18 protein-coding genes and 1 riboswitch are annotated in these 20,668 nt (G+C 67.2%); of the genes, 13 read left to right on the top strand and 5 right to left on the bottom strand.

Translation table 11 applies throughout. The annotated features are described in order from the left end of the window. Window positions 1-127 precede the first annotated feature (127 nt). From hflK to LMF57_RS14905, 5 genes are all read left to right on the top strand, one after another. Window positions 128-1,264, top strand: coding sequence for an FtsH protease activity modulator HflK (gene hflK / locus LMF57_RS14925; protein ID WP_229290129.1), 1,137 nt, complete (start codon window positions 128-130; stop codon window positions 1,262-1,264). Then, window positions 1,261-2,124 (top strand): protease modulator HflC, encoded by an 864-nt coding sequence (locus tag LMF57_RS14920; RefSeq protein ID WP_025877040.1) that lies wholly within the window; start codon window positions 1,261-1,263, stop codon window positions 2,122-2,124. Before hflK ends, LMF57_RS14920 begins: the two co-directional genes overlap by 4 nt. Window positions 2,125-2,191: 67 nt before the next feature. After that, the gene (locus LMF57_RS14915; protein WP_025877042.1) at window positions 2,192-2,377 is read left to right on the top strand and encodes a DUF2065 family protein; all 186 of its coding nucleotides are present in this window, start codon (window positions 2,192-2,194) and stop codon (window positions 2,375-2,377) included. A gap of 291 nt (window positions 2,378-2,668) precedes the next feature. After that, the gene (locus LMF57_RS14910; protein WP_229290128.1) at window positions 2,669-3,961 is read left to right on the top strand and encodes an adenylosuccinate synthase; all 1,293 of its coding nucleotides are present in this window, start codon (window positions 2,669-2,671) and stop codon (window positions 3,959-3,961) included. A 131-nt stretch (window positions 3,962-4,092) separates the two neighbouring features. After that, on the top strand, window positions 4,093-4,749 hold the full coding sequence (locus LMF57_RS14905; RefSeq protein ID WP_229290127.1) for a hypothetical protein: 657 nt from the start codon (window positions 4,093-4,095) through the stop codon (window positions 4,747-4,749). Window positions 4,750-4,779: 30 nt separating this feature from the next. Here the strand turns inward: LMF57_RS14905 and LMF57_RS14900 are convergent, their stop codons facing one another. After that, on the bottom strand, window positions 4,780-5,436 hold the full coding sequence (locus LMF57_RS14900; RefSeq protein WP_229290126.1) for a M23 family metallopeptidase: 657 nt from the start codon (window positions 5,434-5,436) through the stop codon (window positions 4,780-4,782). A gap of 4 nt (window positions 5,437-5,440) precedes the next feature. Continuing rightward, window positions 5,441-6,406 (bottom strand): L,D-transpeptidase family protein, encoded by a 966-nt coding sequence (locus tag LMF57_RS14895; protein ID WP_229290125.1) that lies wholly within the window; start codon window positions 6,404-6,406, stop codon window positions 5,441-5,443. Between the two features lie 233 nt (window positions 6,407-6,639). On the opposite strand from LMF57_RS14895, the gene LMF57_RS14890 reads away from it, so the two are divergent. Together LMF57_RS14890 and LMF57_RS14885 are read left to right on the top strand one after the other, a co-directional pair. Then, window positions 6,640-8,766 carry a methyl-accepting chemotaxis protein gene (locus tag LMF57_RS14890; protein WP_117311024.1) on the top strand — a complete coding sequence of 709 codons (2,127 nt, stop codon included), beginning with the start codon at window positions 6,640-6,642 and terminating at the stop codon, window positions 8,764-8,766. Between the two features lie 61 nt (window positions 8,767-8,827). After that, window positions 8,828-8,992: a hypothetical protein gene (locus LMF57_RS14885; RefSeq protein ID WP_162887682.1), complete on the top strand. Its 165-nt coding sequence runs from the start codon at window positions 8,828-8,830 to the stop codon at window positions 8,990-8,992. Here the strand turns inward: LMF57_RS14885 and LMF57_RS14880 are convergent. Beyond that, window positions 8,989-9,462 carry a hypothetical protein gene (locus LMF57_RS14880; RefSeq protein ID WP_229290124.1) on the bottom strand — a complete coding sequence of 158 codons (474 nt, stop codon included), beginning with the start codon at window positions 9,460-9,462 and terminating at the stop codon, window positions 8,989-8,991. The genes LMF57_RS14885 and LMF57_RS14880 overlap by 4 nt on opposite strands. A 21-nt stretch (window positions 9,463-9,483) precedes the next feature. Further along, complete coding sequence (locus LMF57_RS14875) at window positions 9,484-11,580, bottom strand: catalase (protein WP_229290123.1); 2,097 nt, start codon at window positions 11,578-11,580, stop codon at window positions 9,484-9,486. A 118-nt stretch (window positions 11,581-11,698) separates the two neighbouring features. On the opposite strand from LMF57_RS14875, the gene LMF57_RS14870 reads away from it, so the two are divergent. From LMF57_RS14870 to LMF57_RS14860, 3 genes are all read left to right on the top strand, one after another. Then, complete coding sequence (locus tag LMF57_RS14870) at window positions 11,699-12,421, top strand: AraC family transcriptional regulator (RefSeq protein ID WP_025877061.1); 723 nt, start codon at window positions 11,699-11,701, stop codon at window positions 12,419-12,421. Between the two features lie 75 nt (window positions 12,422-12,496). Beyond that, complete coding sequence (locus LMF57_RS14865; RefSeq protein ID WP_229291397.1) at window positions 12,497-13,873, top strand: amino acid permease; 1,377 nt, start codon at window positions 12,497-12,499, stop codon at window positions 13,871-13,873. A 102-nt stretch (window positions 13,874-13,975) separates the two neighbouring features. Then, window positions 13,976-14,386 carry a VOC family protein gene (locus tag LMF57_RS14860; protein ID WP_229290122.1) on the top strand — a complete coding sequence of 137 codons (411 nt, stop codon included), beginning with the start codon at window positions 13,976-13,978 and terminating at the stop codon, window positions 14,384-14,386. A 100-nt stretch (window positions 14,387-14,486) separates the two neighbouring features. Here the strand turns inward: LMF57_RS14860 and gcvP are convergent, their stop codons facing one another. Further along, window positions 14,487-17,354, bottom strand: a complete 2,868-nt coding sequence (gene gcvP / locus LMF57_RS14855) for an aminomethyl-transferring glycine dehydrogenase (RefSeq protein ID WP_229290121.1) — start codon at window positions 17,352-17,354, stop codon at window positions 14,487-14,489. A 61-nt stretch (window positions 17,355-17,415) separates the two neighbouring features. Further along, window positions 17,416-17,518: riboswitch (glycine riboswitch) on the bottom strand. Window positions 17,519-17,817: 299 nt separating this feature from the next. Here gcvP and LMF57_RS14850 point away from each other — a divergent pair. The 3 genes from LMF57_RS14850 (at window position 17,818) to LMF57_RS14840 (ending at window position 20,552) form a co-directional block, all read left to right on the top strand. After that, window positions 17,818-19,044, top strand: coding sequence for a multidrug effflux MFS transporter (locus LMF57_RS14850; protein WP_229290120.1), 1,227 nt, complete (start codon window positions 17,818-17,820; stop codon window positions 19,042-19,044). 141 nt (window positions 19,045-19,185) lie between these two features. Then, window positions 19,186-20,082: a siderophore-interacting protein gene (locus LMF57_RS14845; RefSeq protein ID WP_229290119.1), complete on the top strand. Its 897-nt coding sequence runs from the start codon at window positions 19,186-19,188 to the stop codon at window positions 20,080-20,082. A 77-nt stretch (window positions 20,083-20,159) separates the two neighbouring features. Beyond that, window positions 20,160-20,552 (top strand): hypothetical protein, encoded by a 393-nt coding sequence (locus tag LMF57_RS14840; RefSeq protein ID WP_229290118.1) that lies wholly within the window; start codon window positions 20,160-20,162, stop codon window positions 20,550-20,552. Window positions 20,553-20,668 lie beyond the last annotated feature (116 nt).

The raw sequence follows: 20,668 nt of genomic DNA, 5'->3' as shown, positions 1-20,668 counted from the left end.
CGCCACCTTACCCGGTCCGGCCCCTTTCAATCCTGCCGGTCCGCCCCATCTTGTATGATCGGTAGTGGTTAACGGCTGGCGTTGCGGGAAGGGCCCGCGTCGCAGCCCACATCTTGATGGAGCGTGCATGGCCTGGAATACACCCGGCGGCAACAAGGGCGGACAAGGCCCCGAGGACAATCGACGCGGGCCGTTCCGGTCGCGCGGCGGTGGCAATGGTGGCGGCTGGGGCGGATTGCCCGGACCGCTGAAGGATCTGTTCGACGGCGGCATCCTGCGTTGGGTGGCGGCGGCAGTGGTCCTGCTGGTGCTGTTCTCCAGCTTCCAGCTGATCGGCGAACAGCAGCGTGGTGTGGTGCTGCGCTTCGGCCAGTTCTCGCGCATCCTGACCCCAGGCCCGAACTTCAAGCTGCCCTGGCCGATCGAATCGGTCACCAAGGTCAACGCCACCGAGATCAAGACCTTTTCGATCCAGGTGCCGGTGCTGACCCGCGATGAGAACATCGTCAATGTCTCGTTGAACGTCCAGTACCGCATCGATGACCCGCAGCAGTACCTGTTCGGCACCGTTGATGCCAACCAGGTGCTGGAGCAGTCGGCGCAGAGCGCGGTGCGCGAGGAAGTCGGCCGCGCCGACCTCAACGCCGTATTGAACAACCGTGGCCCGCTGGCCGTGGCCGCCGAAGAGCGCCTGCAGACATTGCTGCGTGCCTTCAAGACCGGCCTGACCGTGACCGGCCTGACCCTGCAGGACGCCCGCCCGCCGGAGGAGGTCAAGCCGGCCTTCGACGAGGTCAACGGTGCCCAGCAGGTCAAGGAGCGCCTGATCAACGAAGCCCAGGCCTATGCGGCCAAGGTCGTGCCTGAAGCGCGCGGCCAGGCCTCGCGTGCCCGTACCACCGCCGAGGGCTACAAGCAGGCCGTGGTGTCCAAGGCCGAGGGTGATGGTCAGCGCTTCAGCCTGCTGCAGGCCCAGTACAAGGACGCCCCGGAAGTCACCCGCAAGCGCCTGTGGCTGGAAACCGTGCAGCAGGTGCTGAGCGAGAACCGCAAGGTCATTGGTGGCGATGGCCGCCAGCTGATCTACGTGCCGATGACCGGTGATACCCGTGCCAGCACCTCGGCACCGGCGCCGGTACCGAACCCCGATGTGGTGATGCCGTCGCTGCCGGGTACCACCGCAGTGGAAGCTTCCCGTGATCCGGGCCGGCCGGTGGGCCGCCCGACCGGGCGTTCGAGCGGCCGTGAGGAGGGCAGCCGATGAGAAATTCAATCTGGATCGCCGTTGTCGTAGCGGTGCTGCTGGGGCTGCTCGGCTCGGTGTACGTGGTCCGCGAGGACCAGACCGCCATGGTCCTGAACCTGGGCAAGGTGGTGCGTTCGGACATCAAGCCGGGCCTGCACTTCAAGCTGCCGGTGGTGGAAACGGTGCGGGTGTTCGACCGCCGCTTCCAGGTGCTGGACACCGCGCCGGCCCGTTACTTCACGGCCGAGCAGAAGGACGTCAGCGTCGACTTCTTCGCCATCGGTTACATCTCCAACGTGGGTGATTACTTCCGTGCCACCGGTGGCGATCCGCGTATCGCCAACGCCCGCCTGGCACCGATCATCACCGACTCGCTGCGTAACCAGATCAACTCGCGCACCCTGCAGCAGCTGGTCTCCGGCGACCGCAGCGAGCTGATCGCCGAGCAGCTGAAGGGCATCAACGAAGCCGTTGCCGGGCTGGGCATGCAGATGATCGACCTGCGCATCAAGCAGGTGGACCTGCCCACCGACAGCCAGGTGATCAATGACGTGTACGAGCGCATGCGCGCCCAGCGCAAGCAGGAAGCCGCCAAGCTGCGCGCCGAGGGCGAGGAGCAGTCGCTGACCATCCGCGCCCAGGCCGACCGTGACAGCACCGTGCTGATCGCAGAAGCCGAACGCGATGCCCAGCGCCTGCGTGGTGAAGGCGATGCCGAGGCCGCGCGCATCTACGGCAAGGCCGGTTCGGCTGACCCGTCGTTCTACGCGTTCTACCGCAGCCTCGAGGCGTACCGCGGCTCGATGACTGACGGCAACGGCGTGATCGTGCTGGACAAGAACGACCCGTTCCTGCAGTACCTCAAGAACGATCGCTGAGTCCGCACGGCAGTACCTCACGGGGCCCGGCCATACGCCGGGCCTCGTGCTTTTCCGGAGTTCCCCCATGAAAGATCTGTTCGCCGCCGTCTGTCTGGTCGCGGTGCTGGAAGGCCTGTTGCTGTTCGTGGCCCCCGTGGCCTGGAAGCGCATGGCCGAACGCCTGCTGGACCTGCCCAGCCCGGCCCTGCGCAGCTTCGGTGGCCTGGTCCTGCTGGCCGGGCTGAGCCTGCTGTGGTGGGTGCGGCATTAGAAGGGTAGTGCCGGCCGCTGGCCGGCAACCTGGGACTGCCGGCCAGCGGCCGGCACTACCGGGGGGGGGCTGACCGGCTGGTGAAGCCGCCCGTCGGAAAGGTGGCACCGGACCCCGGAAACCCGGATAATGCACAAAAGCCGGACGGGCCTCCCCGTTCGGCTTTTTCCGTGTCTGGGCCATCCATCGCCGGCCGCTCCCCGTTTGGAGCCGCCACCCAAGCGCTGGCCAGCCCCGCTGCGGTTTACCCGTCCGCGGCCCCGATGGCCGCAACAAATAGAGGAACCCGTCATGGGTCAGTCTGTCGTAGTGCTTGGTGCCCAGTGGGGCGATGAAGGCAAGGGCAAGATCGTCGATCTGCTCACTGAGGAAATCGGCGCCGTCGTGCGCTTCCAGGGCGGCCACAATGCCGGCCACACCCTGGTCATCAACGGCAAGAAGACCGTCCTGCACCTGATCCCGTCGGGCATCCTGCGTGACGATGCGCTGTGCCTGATCGGCAACGGCGTGGTGATCTCGCCGGCCGCGCTGCAGAAGGAAATCGCCGAGCTGGAAACCTCCGGCGTGGAAGTGGGTTCGCGCCTGAAGATCTCCCCGGCCGCGCCGCTGATCATGCCGTACCACATCGCCCTGGACCAGGCGCGCGAACGCGCTGCCGGCGGCAAGGCGATCGGCACCACCGGTCGTGGCATCGGCCCGGCCTACGAAGACAAGGTGGCGCGTCGCGGCATCCGCATCGCCGACCTGCATTATCCGAAGCAGCTCGAAGAACTCCTGCGCACCGCGCTGGATTACCACAACTTCGTGCTGACCAAGTACCTGAACACCGACGCGGTCGATTTCCAGAAGACCTTCGACGAGGCGCTGGCCTTCGGCGAGTACGTGCAGCCGATGAAGTCGGACGTTGCCGGCATCCTGCATGACCTGCGCAAGCAGGGTAAGCGCGTACTGTTCGAAGGTGCGCAGGGCGCGCTGCTGGACATCGACCACGGTACCTACCCGTACGTCACCAGCTCCAACACCACCGTCGGTGGTGCGCTGGCCGGTGCCGGCGTCGGCGCCGATGCGATCGACTACGTGCTGGGCATTGCCAAGGCCTACGCGACCCGCGTTGGCGGCGGCCCGTTCCCGACCGAGCTGGACGATGAAGTCGGCCAGGGCATCCGCGACCGCGGCGCCGAATACGGTGCCTCGACCGGCCGCCCGCGTCGCTGCGGCTGGATGGACATCGTCGCGCTGAAGCGCGCGGTGGCCATCAACGGCATCAGCGGCCTGTGCATCACCAAGCTGGACGTGCTGGACGGCATGGAAAAGCTGAAGGTCTGCATCGCCTACGAGTACAACGGCAAGCGTACCGAGTACGCGCCGCTGGACGCGCAGGGCTGGGAAGAGTGCACCCCGGTGTACCTGGAGTTCCCGGGCTGGACCGAAAACACCCACGGCATCACCAACTGGGACGACCTGCCGCCGGCCGCACGCGCCTACCTGCGGTCGCTGGAAGAGCTGGCCGGCTGCCCGATCAGCATCGTCTCTACCGGTCCGGACCGCGACCACACCATGGTCCTGCAGGATCCGTTCGCCTGAGCGATGCGGCGATGCCAGACGCTGCCGCACCGGTAGCGCCGGGCCATGCCCGGCGTCGATGAAAGGAGAAGCCCCGCGAAAGCGGGGCTTTTTCGTTAGTGTGTACGCAATGCCAGCAGGGAAGCGGATCGATGACCGGCGATGTCAGCGCGAAAGGGACGCGGGTGCTGCGGATCACCCTGTGGGTGTTCTGGGGCCTGTGGGCAGTCGCCTGTGTGGTGCTGGCGGTGGGCGCCGTGGCCAACCACCTGGCGTCACGCACGCAGACCCTGCCGCTGGTGCTGAGCCCCGGTGCGAGCGCGGAGATCACGGTCTACCGCTTCATTGATGATCGTCTGCGGTTGCGGCTGCGTTACCCGCCCAACGCCGCCGACCCAGCCCTCGACCCCGACGTGCTGATGCGTGTCGACACCCCCAACGAGCATGCGGACTTCCGTGCGGGCGTGCACTCTGGCCCAGCCGGGACGGATGTTGTGCGCAGGCTGGAAACCGTTGAAACGGCTGTTTTTACCGCCGCGTACTTCGGCTATGGCCGCGGTGATGCATTGCCCCGTGGCCGCTCCTGGCTGCGGGTGGCCGTGCTGGAAGTGGAGCCGGCGCTGGCCGGCAGGCCAGCAACGATCGAAGTGCAGCCGCCGTTGGATCTTCTGAAACTGACCGACCTGGACTACCTCTGGTTGTGGCCGTTCTTCTTCTGGAAACTGGCAGCGCTGCTGCTGCTGGTTCCAGGCATCGCACTGGTGATCTTCACCATCGCGCTGCGCAGGCAGCGTCCACGCGCTGCCTAGGCGCCACGACCAGACCGTGCGGGTCGCGACTTAATCCCCTCCGTCCCCTTTTTTCAGCAATGGATAGGGATTGATCGACTCGCCCTTCCACCATTGCTTCTCCGGGCCCAGCACGTGCACTTCGAAATGCAGGTGCGGCGCTTCGGGGTTGGCGTTGCCGGTGCTGCCGACGTAACCGATCACGTCGCCGCGCTTGATGGTCTGCTTCTCGGCCAGGCCGTCGGCGTAGCGCTGCAGGTGCGCGTAGTAGTAACACCAGCGGCCGCTGGGTTCTAACTGGTAGACGGTCAGGCCGCCGCGCTCGCTGTCGAACAGTTTCTCGACATGGCCATCGGCCACCGCCAGCACCGGTGTGCCGGCAGCAGCCATGATGTCGATCGCATCGTGCACGCGGCCTTCGCTGCGTGCGTCGGTGAACGTGTCCTGCAGTTGCGAGGGCGTGATGCCCTGTACCGGCAGCAGCAGGCCGGAGGGTGCGTCGCCCGTTGCTGCTGGGGCGGGCGCGGCGATTGCCGTTGTCGCCTGCTCCACGGGTACGGCACGGGCGCTGTCGGCCGCAGTGGAGGTCTGCGCCACTGCAAGGGGGCGGGCACCCCTGTCATCGGACGGCGCGCCATCGCGCTGCAGCCACCATCCGGCTGCCACGCCCATCACCAGCCCCAGTACGATCAGTTGCGCTAGTCGCATCCGCTCACTCCTGCATGACGACCGGTACCGACGTATCCACCGCTGCAGCCACGCGCAGCGCATCCCAATTGGTCATGCGCACGCAGCCGTGCGATTCGGTCTTGCCGACATGGCCGGGCACCGGTGTGCCGTGCAGGCCGTAATGGGGTTTGGACAGGTCGATCCAGACCCGGCCGACCGGATTGTTCGGGCCGGGCGGAATCGTGGCCTTGCGATCGCCCTTGCTGGCGTCCCAGAACAGCTTCGGGTTGTAGTGGAAGGGCGGATCCGGGTAGACGCCGAGGATCTTCCACTCTCCGATCGGCAGCGGGTCGTGCTCGCTGCCCGACGATACCGGTACCTGCGCGATCACCTTGCCCTGCGCGTCCAGCAGCTGCAGGGTGGAATCGGATTTGTCGACCACCAGCTTGGCCGCCTTGGGCAACGCAGTGGGCGCAATATTGGGCACCTGGATGCGGCTGCCGGCCTTGCTCAGATCCACACCGGGATTGAGCGCCTTCAGCAGCTCCGGTGCGGCATGGAAGCGCTCGCCCAGCGATTCCTCCACGCTGCTGAAGCCCAGTGCCTTCAGCTTGGCCTGGTCGGCAGGCTTTTTGGGAACAGCGACAAACGGACCGGCCACGTCCTCTGCGGTCAGCGTGTAGCTGGCAAGGGGGCCGACCGAGTCGGCCTGCAGGGCCTTCCAGGTGGCGTCGTCCAGTTCGCCGCTGACCGTCAGCCCGTGCGCTGCCTGGAAGCCGGATACCGCGCGGCGTTGATTGCTGCCCACTTCGCCATCGATTTCGCCCGGAGAGAAATTGGCGCGGTCCAGAAGCACTTGGGCGTGCAGCGGCGAGTGCGCCGCCGTGTCAGGACCGGCCTTTTCGGCGATGGGTGCTGGCAGGCCGGCGGGCGGGGGTGTCTGCGCAAAGGCGGGCGACATCAGCAGCGACAGGGCCAGCAGGGCGGGGCGGCATACGGGCATGGGCATCTCCAGGCAGATCACGCCTGCACCCTGCCCGTAGACGCTGCGCAGCCGCCGTGAAAGAAAACTGATGCCAGCATGAGCAGTGGGGCCGCGCCGCCGGGCCATCCTCCCACCGCAGAAGCGGAAGGCCGGGTCTCACCAAGGTGAACGGCTTCCGACGCAGTCGAGCGGGAGGCGATCAAGATTCCCGGTTGGTGGGCCGATATGGGCGCATCCCCCCGTTTTGGATTCACCCCATGAACTACTTGAGGAACGTCAGGGTCGCCTGGCGTCTTGGGCTTGGCTTTGGCCTGTTGTTGCTGCTGGTTGCCGCCGTGGTCGCTACCGGCGCCACTGCCACGATGGTGCAGAAGCGCGCGATGGAGCAGGTGGTCGAGGTCGGCGTAGCCAAGGTGCGGCTGCTGTCGGAAATGCTCGATGCCAACAACCAGATGATGGTCGTGCGCCGCGAGATGCTGATCCGCCAGGGCGAAGACCGTGCCAACGACGAGCAGCGCATCGCCGCTCTGGTCAAGCGCTACGAGGCCAGTTGGACGGCCTACCAGGCCCTGCCCGGCGATGCCGAAGGCAAGGTGATCGGCGAGACCATCGCCGCCAAGCGCGCGCTCGCCCGTCCGCTCAACAAGCAGACCAGCGAACTGATGGAACAGGGCGATTTCCCCGGCGCCGTGGCGCTGACCCTGGGCCCGGTGCAGGAAGCGGCCAATGGCTGGAACAAGGCACTGGCCGATGGCGTGGCCTATGAAGAAAAGGAAAGCCGCGAGGCCGCTGCCGAGGCGATCCGCCTGGGCGAGCGCAGCCTGCTGCAGCTGCTGGTGCTGGGTGGCGTGGCGCTGCTGGCAGGCATCGCCGCATCGGTGCTGATCGGTCGCAGCATGACCGGCCCGCTGGCGCGTGCAGTGCAGCTGGCCGAGCGCCTGTCCAAGGGTGAACTGGACCAGGAATTCCGCCTGGGTGGCCGTGACGAGCTGACCCAGCTCGGCGAGGCCATGGCCAGCGTGCGCCAGAGCGTTCAGGCCGCCATCGGCGCGCAGCTGCAGATGGCCGAGCAGCATGAAGCCGGTGCGATCCGTTACCGGATGGACGCCAGTGCGTTCCCCGGCGACTTCGGCCGCATGGTGCAGGCCACCAACCACCTGGTCGAATCACACGTGCAGGTGCAGCTGCTGATGGCCGAGGTGATGCAGCGCTATGCCATCGGCGACCTCAGCCGCGATCTGCCCGAGTACCCGGGTGAGAAGGGCACGCTGACCCGTACCCTGGCGGCGGTGAAGCAGAGCCTGATGGCGATCAACGCGCAGATCGATGAACTGGCCCGTGCCGCGCGCGCTGGCGATTTCAGCGTGCGTGGCGACGCCGCGGCATTCCAGTACCAGTTCCAGGCGATGGTGAACCACCTCAACGGCATGATGGCCAGTTCGCAGGCCAGCATCGCCGATGTCTCCGACGTGCTGCGCGCCATCTCGCATGGCAACCTCACCGCGCGCATGGAGGGCGAGTACGAGGGCGTGTTCGCGCGCATGCGTGACGATGCCAATGCCACCACCACGCAGCTGACCGGTATCGTGCGTGGCATCCAGGTGGCCGCCGACAGCATCAACAACGCGGCACAGGAACTGGCGGCCGGCAACAACGATCTGTCGCGCCGTACCGAACAACAGGCCGCGAATCTGGAAGAGGCTGCCGCCTCGATGGAAGAGCTGACCTCGACCGTGCGCCAGAACGCCGAGCTGGCACGCCAGGCCGACAGCGAAGCGCATGCGGCCGGCGTTGCCGTGCGCGAGACCGAGCAGGCCATGGCGCAGATGGCCACGGTGATGGGCGAGATCGACCAGTCTTCGGCGCGCATTTCGGAAATCTCCACGGTGATCGATGGCATCGCCTTCCAGACCAACATCCTGGCGCTGAACGCTGCAGTGGAAGCGGCGCGTGCCGGCGAACAGGGCCGCGGCTTTGCGGTGGTGGCCAGCGAAGTGCGTACGCTGGCACAGCGTGCCGGTGTCGCTGCCAAGGAGATCAAGGAGTTGATCGAGGACGCCGCTGCCAAGGTGCAGAGCGGCCTGGCCGTGACCGTGGAATCGGAAGCCGCCATTGCCCGCGTGGCCCAGGCGAGCTCGCGTACCACCCAGCTGATGAGCGACATCGCCGCCGCCAGCAAGGAACAGGCGGCCGGCATCGAGCAGGTCAACCAGGTGGTGGTGCAGATGGACCAGGTAACCCAGCAGAACGCCGCGCTGGTGGAAGAGGCGACCGCTGCCAGCCGCGCGCTGGAAGAGCAGGCGCATGCGCTGACCACCTCGGTGTCGGTGTTCCAGCTGGAGCAGGGTGGACGCATGCACACCGTGCCTGCACGCGCGGCGTAAGCCCACGGCAGCGCGATGCTGGATGGCGCCCTGCATGCGATGACCCGCATGCAGGGCGTCGATGCTTCGCGTCGCGTTGGCTCAGATGCCATCGACCACGTTGTGGCAGCGCACCGCAGCGACCCTGCGGGTGGACGTACGCGCATTGCCGCCGCGGCAGGCCTGTGCCGAACCGGCCGCCGCGGTGGTGGCCGGTTGGGTGAGGGCGCTGCCCGCTACCGGCTAACTGCCGGCGCGGGTGCGTGCGGCCTTCTTCGCCGCGGTCCTGCGTACCGCCTTTTTTGCTGCACGGGTCTTCGCGGCCTTCTTCGCTGCGGTGCTGCGTGAGGCGCTCTTCTGCGTTGCCTTCCCGGCGGCTGCCTTCTTTGCAGGGACCTTCGCAGGGGCCTTCTTCACCGCCTTCTTTGCAGCAGTCTTCTTTGCAGGCGTCTTCTTCGCAGCGGTCTTCTTCGCCACCTTCTTTGCAGTCGCCTTGCTTGCGGAAGCCTTCTTCGCCGTTGTCTTTCTGGCCACCTTCTTCGTTGCCTTGCGCGCGCTGCCGCTGCGCTTGCCACCACCGTCCTGCTTGTTCACGGTGGCCCAGGCAATGCGCTCGGCCGTGCCTTCGCTGGCACCACGTTCGCGCTCGCTCTCCTCGATATGCTCGGCCTGGCGCTTCTGCTTCTCGGTATAGGCGGATTTGTCACCACGGGGCATGGGGATTCTCCTGTCGGATGGTCAGGCCAGCAGGCGCAGCTTCGGCTCGCGGGCCCACTGGCGGGTGGCGGCAGCGGCGAGGAAGGCCTTGCTGTCTTCGGCCTCCACGGTGCCGGCATCGTTGCCGACGCGCGCTGCCTTCAACAGGGCCTGTGCGCCTTCGTCACTGGCGATGGCTTTCAGGTGCGCCCAGGCATCGCTGACAAAGCCCACGGCTGCCGCTTCCTTGGCCAAGGCCTTGCCGGCGTCGGCACTCAGCACGACCGCCACTGCGTCGAACACCACCGACGGGGTACCGGCCAGCTGTCCATCGGCGGCCTGCGTTTTGCCGTCGCTGAGCGTGGCACCGCCAATTTTCGGCGCGACCAGCTTGACGCTGGCGCCGGCCTTTTCGGCGGACTTGCGCAGAGTGGCGATCACCCGTGCATCGGAGCCCTCGTCGAACAGGATGCCGATGCAGCGCCCCTGCAGCAGGGGCTTGTTGCGGCCGATCACGCGCACCTCGGGTGCGGCGGGCAGGTCCTGTGCAGGGGTTGCCGTCGGTGCCGGGGCGGGCAGGGTGCCCAGGGCCAGCCCGTCGGCCACGCGCTTGGCCAGGCCTTCGTCGATGTTGCGCAGATGGCTGACGGTGCGCACGCGCACCTTCTCGGTTTCCACCTTCGACAGCTCGAATACCAGCGCCGAGGCCAGGTGCGCCTGTTCCGGTGTTTCCAGGCTGCGGAAGAACATCTGCGCCTGGCTGTAGTGGTCGGCAAAGCTCTCCGCGCGGGTGCGGCCCTTGCGCCCATCATCGGCGCTGGCGTGGCTGCGGAAACCGGTGGGCGTCTCGCGCGGGCTGTCTTCCTGCAGCGAGCTGGGGTCGTAGGCCACGCGCCCCTTCGGCACCTGCATCTGCATGTGGCCATCGCGCTGGTGGTTGGCGAACGGGCACTTCGGTGCGTTGATCGGAATCTGGTTGAAGTTCGGTCCGCCCAGGCGGATCAGCTGGGTATCCAGATAGGAGAACAGCCGCCCCTGCAGAAGCGGGTCGTTGCTGAAATCGATGCCCGGCGGCACGTTGGCCGGGCAGAAGGCGACCTGCTCGGTCTCGGCGAAGAAATTGTCCGGCCAGCGGTCCAGCACCATGCGTCCGATCACCTGCAGCGGCACCAGCGACTCGGGGATGATCTTGGTCGGGTCCAGGTGGTCGAACGGGAAGCCATCGGCCTGTTCTTCGGTAAACAGCTGCACGGCCAGCTCCCACTCGGGGAAGTCGCCGCGCTGGATCGCCTCGAACAGGTCGCGGCGGTGGAAATCGTTGTCGGCGGCCTGCAGCTTCAGCGCCTCGTCCCAGACGGTGGACTGCAGCCCCAGCTTCGGCCGCCAGTGGAACTTGACGAAGGTGGAGTTCCCTTCCTCATCCAGCAGGCGGAAGCTGTGGATGCCGAAGCCTTCGATGGTGCGCAGCGAGCGCGGAATCGTCCGGTCGCTCATCGCCCACATGATCATGTGCATCGATTCGGGCATCAGCGAGACGAAATCCCAGAACGTGTCGTGTGCGCTGGCTGCCTGCGGGAAGGCGCGGTCCGGTTCCATCTTCACCGCATGGATCAGGTCGGGGAACTTGATCGCGTCCTGGATGAAGAACACCGGAATGTTGTTGCCGACCAGGTCCCAGTTGCCTTCCCTGGTGTAGAACTTCACCGCGAAGCCGCGCACGTCGCGCGGGGTGTCGACCGAGCCGGCGCCGCCGGCAACCGTGGAGAAGCGGGTGAACACCGGCGTCTTCACCCCGACCTCGGTGAGGATCTTCGCCCGGGTCAACTTGCCCAGCGACCGGGTCAGTTCGAAGAAGCCATGGGCGGCCGAACCGCGTGCATGGACGATGCGCTCGGGAATACGCTCGTGGTCGAAGTGGGTGATCTTCTCGCGCAGCAGGAAGTCTTCCAGCAGGGTGGGGCCACGCGGTCCCTGGCGCAGGGAGTTCTGGTTGTCGGCGACCGGAATGCCCTGGTTGCTGGTCAGTACCGGATGGGCGCCTCCTGCGAGCTGATGCAGTTCATCGCCCTGGCCGCGGCTGTCACGGTCGGCGGAGGTGGTGGCGGGAGCGCGCTTGCCGGTCGGCTTGCTGGCGGCCATGGAGGATCTCCTGGAGCGGGTAGGGGGCAGACCCCAGACAGTGGCGCCGCCGGCGTTAATGCACGGTCCCGTGGGAGTGAACGCGCAGACAAATCGGCGGCTCGGGTATGCTTGCCGCATGCGAGTCGAACCCGCCGACATCGAAGCCCTGTTCGACGCCATTCCGGACGTGCTGTTCTTCATGAAGGACCGCCAGGGCCGCTACACCTACGTCAACCAGACCATGCTGCGACGGCTGGGCCTGCGTGCGCGCAAGGACGTGATCGGACGCACCGCGGCCGAGATCTACCCCACCGGCCTGAGTGCGGACTATGTCGACCAGGACGCACGCGTGCTGTCCGGCGAGGTGATCGAGAACCTGATGGAGCTGCACCTGTTCGCCAACCGCGAACCGGGCTGGTGCCTGACCTGCAAACGCCCGCTGCTGGTGGACGGGCAGGTCGAGGGGCTGATCGGCATTTCCCGCGACCTCGGCCAGAAGGACAGCCTGGGGACCCAGTACGAGCAGCTCCGTCTGGCCTTGGCCCACCTCAATACGCACTACGCCGAGAACGTGCGGATGCAGACGCTGCTGGACATCACCGGGTTCTCGTTGTCCAAGCTGGAGCGCAGCTTCCGCAAGGTGTTCCAGATGACGCCGCAGCAGGTGCTGACCCGGCTGCGGATCCAGATGGCCATGCACCTGCTGCATGGCAACGAGAGCATCGCCTGCATCGGCCAGGCCTGCGGTTTCAGCGACCAGAGCGCGTTCACCCGCAAGTTCAAAGCTGAAACCGGTTTCTCCCCGCGCGCCTACCGCGCCCGCATCGGCGGCAATGTCGGCGAGCCGGTACCGGCCTGAGTTTCCTGCTGCGCTGTGCCTATCCCCGCGGCGGCTGGACACGGTAAGGTGTCGCCCTTGTAGCCGCCGCCAGCCCTGCCGATGCCCGCCACCCCCGATACGACCGCTTCGCCCTCCCGCCTCGGCCATTCGCTCAAGCCACGCCAGCTGATCATGATGGGGCTGGGCAGCGCCATCGGCGCCGGCTTGTTCCTCGGCTCCGGCGTGGGCGTGCAGGCGGCCGGCCCGGCGGTGCTGGTGTCCTACCTGGTGGCCGGTGCGCTGGTGATCATCGTGATGAACGCGCTGGGCGAAATGGCCGCGGCCAAGCCGACCAGCGGTGCGTTCTCGGTGTATGCGGCCGATGCCATGGGCGCCACCGCCGGTGCCACCGTGGGCTGGCTGTGGTGGGTGCAGCTGGTCATCGTGATCGCCGCCGAGGCAGTGGGTGCGGCCGGATTGCTGGCCACGGTCTGGCCGGTGGTGCCGGTACCGATGGCGGCATTGGCCTTCATGCTGTTCTTCACCGCGATCAACCTGCTCGGGGTGAAGAACTTCGGCGAGTTCGAATTCTGGTTCGCCATCCTCAAGGTGGCGGCGATCCTGGCCTTCATCGCCGTGGGCGTGGCGCTGCTGATGGGCTTGCTGCCTCAGGTGGCCTCGCCGGGCCTGAGCAACTTCACCGAGCATGGTGGCTTCGCACCGAAGGGCCTGGCCGGCATCGGCGCGGCGCTGCTGGTGGTGGTGTTCGCCTTCGGTGGCACCGAAATCGTGGCCGTCGCTGCGGCGGAGACCGAAGACCCCGAGCGCAGCATCGCCCGTGCCATCCGCACCGTGGCCTGGCGCATCCTGGTGTTCTACATCGGTTCGCTGAGCGTGATCATCGCTGTGGTGCCGTGGACGAGCGAAGCGCTGAAGTCGCCGTTTGCCGCGGTTCTCGATGTCGCCAACATCCCGGGCGCGGCCACCGCCATCACCCTGATCGCGGTGATCGCCCTGCTGTCAGCGCTCAATGCCAACCTCTACGGCGCCTCGCGCATGATGTATTCGCTGGCACAACGCCGCGAAGCACCGGCCGTGCTGGGCTGGACCGATCCGCGCCAGGTGCCGGTGATCGCGGTGCTGGCCAGCGTCCTGTTCGGCTTTGCTGCCACCATCATGGAACTGCTGTTCCCGGACAAGGTGTTGCCGGTGCTGCTGAACATCGTCGGCTCCACCTGCCTGCTGGTGTGGACGTTGTCGCTGGTCTCGCAGCTGGTGCTGCGCCGTCGCGCCGACCGCCTGGGCACGCGCCTGCCGTTCCGCATGGCGGGCTTCCCGTGGCTGACCGTCTGTGCGCTGGCGATCCTGGCGCTGATCTTCGGCCTGCTGCTGAGTGAAGCGCATACGCGCCTGCAGTTCCTGTCGATGGTGGCGCTGACGGCGACCATCGCGGCCAGCAGCGCCATCGCCCGGCGCATGCGCGAGGCGTGATGGGGCCGCCGGGCATGGCCCGGCGCTACCACGGGGGCTGCACATCCGCCGTGCCATCCTGATCGGGTGGGCCATCACCGGCCCGACGATCGGGAGCACCGCATGCTGCGCAGCCGTCCCTTCCTGATGTTCACCGGCCAGGCCGAAGCGGCGCTGGCCGTGTATGCCGAAGCCTTCGCCGAATTCCGCCTGCTGGCCCTGCAGCGCCACCCGGACGGGGCGGGCGCGGGCGTGCCCGGGCAGGTCCGCCAGGCCATTTTCCTGCTCGGCGGCACCCACTACCTGTGCTTCGACAGCCTGGATGTGCACGACTTCACGTTCACGCCCTCGATGTCGCTGTTCGTCGAGTGTTCCGGCGCCGAATCATTCGAGCGTGCCGCGCGCGTGCTGGGTGACGGCGGGCACTGGCTGATGCCGGTGGGCGAGCAGGATTTCAGCAGCCGCTACGGCTGGGTGCAGGACCGCTTCGGCGTGTCGTGGCAGTTGAGCCTGGGGCAGATGCCCGACCCGTGACGCGTTCTGCCGCTGTGCTCGCCGGGCATGGCCCGGCGCTACCGGAAAACAAGAACGGCCCGCTTGCGCGGGCCGTTCTCATTTCCGATGCCGCGATGGCTTACGCCTCGACTTCGTCATCCTTGTAGGCATCGACCGGGATGCAGGCACACATCACGTTCTTGTCGCCGTACACGTTGTCGACGCGGGCCACCGGCGGCCAGTACTTCTGCAGCTTCAGGCTCGGCAGCGGGAAGGCGGCCAGCTCGCGCGGGTAGGCGTGGGTCCACTCGCTGGCGGTCACGGCCGTGGCCGTGTGCGGGGCGTTCTTCAGCGGGTTGTCCTCGCGGTCCAGGCGGCCGTCTTCGATCGCGGTGATCTCTTCGCGGATCTGGATCATCGCGTCGATGAAGCGGTCCAGCTCGTGCAGCGATTCGCTTTCGGTCGGTTCGACCATCAGCGTGCCGGCCACCGGGAAGCTCAGGGTCGGGGCATGGAAGCCGAAGTCGATCAGGCGCTTGGCCACGTCTTCGGCACCGATGCCGCTGGTCTTCTCCAGCGGACGCACGTCCAGGATGCACTCGTGCGCGACCAGGCCGTTGCGACCGGTGTACAGGGTCTTGAAGTGCGGGGCCAGGCGCTTGGCGATGTAGTTGGCGTTGAGCTGGGCAACCTGGGTGGCCTTGCGCAGGCCTTCGGTGCCCATCATCGCGATGTACATCCAGCTGATCGGCAGGATCGAGGCGCTGCCGAAGCTGGCGGCGCTGACCATGCCGACCGGACCGTTGTCACCCAGCTTGCCCGGCAGGAACGGGGCAAGGTGCGACTTGACCGCACACGGGCCAACGCCCGGGCCGCCGCCGCCGTGCGGGATGCAGAAGGTCTTGTGCAGGTTCAGGTGCGAAACGTCCGACCCCCACTTGCCCGGCTTGGCCACGCCGACCAGGGCGTTCATGTTGGCACCGTCGGTGTACACCTGGCCGCCATGCTTGTGGATGATCTCGCAGATCTCCACCACCTCTTCCTCGAACACGCCGTGCGTGGACGGGTAGGTCATCATGATCGCGGCCAGGCGGTCGCTGTACTTCTCGGCGTTGAGGCGGATGTCTTCAACGTCGACGTTGCCGTTGGCATCGGTCTTGGTGACCACGACCTTCATGCCGCACATCTGCGCCGAGGCCGGGTTGGTGCCATGCGCCGAATCCGGGATCAGGCAGATGTCACGGTGATCTTCGCCACGCGAGCGGTGGTAGGCGCGGATCGCCAGCAGGCCGGCGTACTCGCCCTGCGCACCGGAGTTCGGCTGCAGGCTGACGGCGTCGTAGCCGGTGCACTCGACCAGCATCGCTTCCAGCGAATCGATCAGTTCCTTGTAGCCCAGCGCCTGCTCGGCCGGCACCAGCGGGTGGATCTGCGAGAACTCCGGCCAGGTCACCGGGATCATTTCGGCGGTGGCGTTGAGCTTCATGGTGCACGAGCCCAGCGGGATCATCGTGCGGTCCATCGCCAGGTCCTTGTCGGCCAGCGAACGCAGGTAGCGCAGCAGTTCGTGCTCGCTGTGGTGGGTGTTGAACACCGGGTGGGTCAGGAACGCGGACTGGCGCAGCAGGCCGGCCGGCAGCGCATCGGCGGTGGTGGCATCGAGCGCGTCCACATCAACGGTGGCACCGAACAGCGCGCCTACGGCGACGATGTCGGCGCGGGTGGCGGTCTCGTCCAGGCTGATGCCGACCGAACTGCTGTCGATCGCACGCAGGTTGTAGCCGGCGGCACGGGCCTTGGCATGGATCGCGTCGGCGTCGACACCGGTGACGTGCAGCGTGTCGAAGAAGTCGGCACCGACCTGCACACCGGCAGTGCGCAGCGCGCTGGCCAGGATGGCGGCCAGGCGATGGGTGCGGCGGGCGATGCGGGTCAGGCCTTCCGGGCCGTGGTAGACGGCATACATCGAGGCCATCACCGCCAGCAGCACCTGTGCGGTGCAGATGTTGGAGGTGGCCTTCTCGCGGCGGATGTGCTGTTCGCGGGTCTGCAGGGTCAGGCGGTAGGCCGGGTTGCCCTGTGCGTCGATCGAGACGCCGATCAGGCGGCCCGGCATCGAACGCTTGTAGGCGTCACGGCAGGCCATGAACGCAGCATGCGGGCCACCGAAGCCGAACGGCACGCCGAAACGCTGGCTGTTGCCGACCACGATGTCCGCACCCCATTCGCCCGGAGCAGCCAGCAGGGTCAGTGCCAGCAGGTCGGTGGCCACGGCCACCAGGCCGCCGCGCGCGTGCACAGCATCGACCAGCGCCTTGTAGTCGCCCACCTGGCCGAAGGTGTCCGGGTACTGCAGCAGCAGGCCGAAGGCTTCCGCTTCCAGCGCTTCGGCCGGGGTGCCCACGCGCAGCACGATGCCCATGGGCTCGGCGCGGGTGCGCAGCAGTTCCAGCGTCTGCGGGTGCACGGCGTCGTGCACGAAGAAGGTGTCCGACTTCGACTTGGCCGAGCGCTTGGCCAGGGTCATCGCTTCAGCGGCGGCCGTGGCTTCGTCCAGCAGCGAGGCGTTGGCGATTTCCATGCCGGTCAGGTCGGCGCACAGGGTCTGGAAGTTGATCAGCGCTTCCATGCGGCCCTGCGAGATTTCCGCCTGGTACGGGGTGTAGGCGGTGTACCAGGCCGGGTTTTCCAGGATGTTGCGCAGGATCACGTTCGGCGTGTGGGTACCGTAGTAGCCCTGGCCGATGAAGCTGCGCAGCACGGTGTTCTTGTCGGCGATCGCGCGGATCTTCGCCAGCGCCTGCACTTCGGTGATCGACTCCGGCAGCGCCAGCGGTGCGGGCGACTTGATCTTGGCCGGCACGATGGCATCGGTCATCGCATCCAGTGAGGCGTGGCCGATGACGCCGAGCATCTGCGCGATCTCGGCATCGTTGGGGCCGATGTGGCGCTCGACGAACGCCGAATGGTGCTCGAGCTCACGCAGGGAAGGGGTGTTCTGGGACATGGCGAAGGATCCGTCAGGAAAGGGCACACGCACGGGCACAAGCCGCCGGTCGGCGGTCTGCGGGCGCCCCTCTGTCCTTTTGCCTGAGAGTTTAAAAGCGCGGAAAACCGCAGCTTCGTGCCCCTTCGGCGCCGGATCGAACCGGTCTCTCCAGAGTTCTGTTACGGGTGGTATCGGGCCTGAGCGATTACGGGCGTTGCGCCTTCGGCAGCGGTGACCTGCTTCTCCCACCGTGTTGCCCGCCGATTATAGCTCGTTGCCGGCGCCTGACGGTGGCCCGGGCTGGCCTCACGGGGCTGAATGGCCGATGGCCCGGGCGTGCGTTCTGTGCATCCGTGCATGGCATCGCGTGCATTCCCCACCTATGATGGTGGGATTCTCGTATTCATCTGGCGCCGTCCCTGCTGCAGGGGATCGGCGCCCGCCGTGCGTGTCATGCATGGCCCTGCCGGACGCTTGCCCGATGACCGCCGCCGTTGCTCCTTCCACCCGCCGCATGGCCCTGTTGCTCGCTGGCCTGGCCATGTTCGGTCCGTTCTCGATCGACACCATCTTTCCCGCGTTTCCGCAGCTGGCCCAGCGCCTGGCGGTGGACGAGGTGGCGGTGCAGCAGACCATCAGCGTCTACCTGCTGTTCTACGGCCTGATGAGCGTGGCCCATGGCCCGCTGTCCGATGCGTGGGGACGCAAGCGGGTGATCCTCGGCGGCCTGGTGATCTTCGTCGGCGCCTCGGTGGGCTGTGCGTTGTCTACCGACCTGACCACGCTGCTGGCGTTCCGCGCACTGCAGGGCCTGTCCGCCGGCGTGGGCATGATCGTCGGCCGCGCGGTGATCCGCGATCTGTACCACGGCCACGACGCGCAGCGGCTGATGAGCCAGGTGTCGATGCTGTTCGGTATCGCCCCGGCCATCGCGCCGATCATCGGTGGCTGGATCCTGCTCAGCGGTGCCGGCTGGCCGCTGATCTTCTGGTTCCTGGTGGTATTCGCGCTGGTGCTGCTGGCGGCCACCGCGCGCTTCCTGCCGGAAACCCATCCGGTGGAGGCGCGGATCGCCCTGTCGCCACGCACGTTGCTGCGCGATTACGTGCGCATCGGCTTCAACCCGCGGTTCCTGCGCCTGGCCCTGGCCGGCAGCATCGGGTTCGGCGGCATCTTCCTGTACATCTCCTCGGCGCCGGCCATCGTGATGCAGCACCTGCATCTGGGTGAAGGTGGCTTTGCGTGGTTGTTCATTCCCACCATCGGCGGCATGACCACCGGTTCGTTCCTGTCCGGGCGCATGGCCGGGCACAGCACACCGACCCGGCAGGTCGCGCTCGGTTTCACCCTGTGTGCGGTCTCTGCCGTGTTGAACATCGGCTACGTCACCCTGGCGCCGCAGTTCGCGCTGCCGTGGGCGGTGATGCCGATCTTCCTTGGCGGCATGGGCATGGCGCTGATCTTCCCGATCCTGGCGCTGGCGGTGCTGGACATGTATCCGCTGCAGCGCGGCCTGGCGTCGTCGCTGCAGGCGTTCGTGCAGCTGATGATCAGCACCGTGGTGGCCGGCGTGGTATCGCCGCTGCTGCACAACAACCCGCTGCACCTGGCACTGGGACAGGCGGGCTTCTTCGCGGCCGGCTTCGTGTTCTGGTACTGGGAGCACCAGCGCGAGCGCGCATCAGAGGCAGCCGGCACGGCGCATTGAGCGTCGCGCAGGGGTAGGGCGCGTCATCACGCGCGGATCCGTTGCGGCGCTGCGGGCAGGGATTAGGCCGGGGTTTCCAGCGAGCCGGTTCGTGGGTGCACGACAGCCAGCCATTCCGATGTCGTCGCATGAGGTACCCGCATGGCTGCGCAGCAGACCTACCGCCTGTTCGAGGTGGCGCTGAAGGAGCGCCGCGTTCTTTCTCCTTCCCTGGACCGCATGGTGTTCACCGGCGCCGACGTGGCGCACATGAAGACCGAAGGCCCGGACCAGCGTATCAAGGTGTTTTTCCCCTTGCCCGGCCAGGACGCGCCGGACGTGCCCAGCGGCGAAGACTGGTATGCCCGTTACCGGGCACTGCCCGATGAGGCGCGGCCGCCGATGCGCACCTTTACCCTCCGCCAGCTGCGTGCCGGCGAGTGCGAGGTCGACGTCGACTTCGTGCTGCATGGCCAGACCGGACCGGCCTCGCGCTGGGCCACGCATGCACGGCCGGGCGACCGCGTGGTGCTGCTGGCCCCCGATGCCGACTGTGCGGACAGCAGCGAGGGCTGGGAATGGAAGCCGCCAGCCGGGGTAGGCCAGGTGCTGCTGGTGGCCGATGAGACCGCATTGCCGGCGGTGGCCGGCATCCTCGAGGAACTGGCCGGGCTGGCCGATCCGCCGCGCACGCTGGCCCTGCTGGAGATCGCCCAGGCCGGTGATGCGGTGCCGTTGAAGGCACCGGCCACGGCCGAACTGGTGTGGTTGCCACGCGGGCAGCAGGCCCATGGGCAGCGGTTGCTGCAGGCAGTACAGGCGCGGCTGGCGGCGGCCGCGACCGTCGCCGAGGCTGCCGAGCTGGACGACATCGACGTTGATGCGCAGATCCTGTGGGAGCAGGCTGACGCCAACGCGGACGGCGCGCTGTATGCCTGGGTAGCGGGCGAGGCCGGCGCGGTGATGGCGATCCGCCGGCATCTGCTGAAGGACTGCGGCCTGGATCGCCGCGCGATCACCTTCATGGGGTACTGGCGGCAGGGGCGGGTACTGGACTGAGCCGCTACCGCACCGGCGTGAACCGGCATGCAGGGGGTGTGGGTTATCCTTGCGCCCCCGCAATGCAAGCCCCACTGATGTCGACCTCTTCCAAATCCCGCCGCGACCAGCGCCGTCGCCAGGAACAGCAGGCTGCCAACAAGGCCGCCGCCACCGCCTCGCCCGTCGAGCCGCACGCCGAGCTGCGCGACACGCAGCGCACGCTGCTGGCCGGCATCGTCCGTCGCGATGGCGAATGGGTGCTGGGCATGGATGGCCGCATCGCCGGCCAAAGCGAGAGTGCGGCCCAGGTACTGGCGCTGATCATGCAGGCCGGTGAACTGCACGAACGGCAGGGCACGCCGGTGCGGCTGATCTATTCGGATGTGCTGCGCGATGCGGCGCAGGCCGAAGCCAACGAGAAGGGGCAGACCTTCGAGGAATTCAAGGCCGCGCTGGCCGCGCAGCTGGCGGCGAAGAAGAGCAACTGATCGTCATCGTGGTAGCGCCGGGCCATGCCCGGCGGCTTTTCATTACGCCGCTGCGCTCGCCGGGCATGGCCCGGCGCTACCGAAACGGAAAAGGGCGGATCCTCGCGGATCCGCCC

Origin of the sequence: Stenotrophomonas sp. SI-NJAU-1, assembly GCF_020883215.1 — a bacterium.
In the GTDB taxonomy this organism is placed as follows: Bacteria; Pseudomonadota; Gammaproteobacteria; order Xanthomonadales; family Xanthomonadaceae; genus Stenotrophomonas; species Stenotrophomonas indicatrix.
Note: the sequence above shows the minus strand (reverse complement) of the source record. Positions and strands in the feature narration are given on the sequence as shown.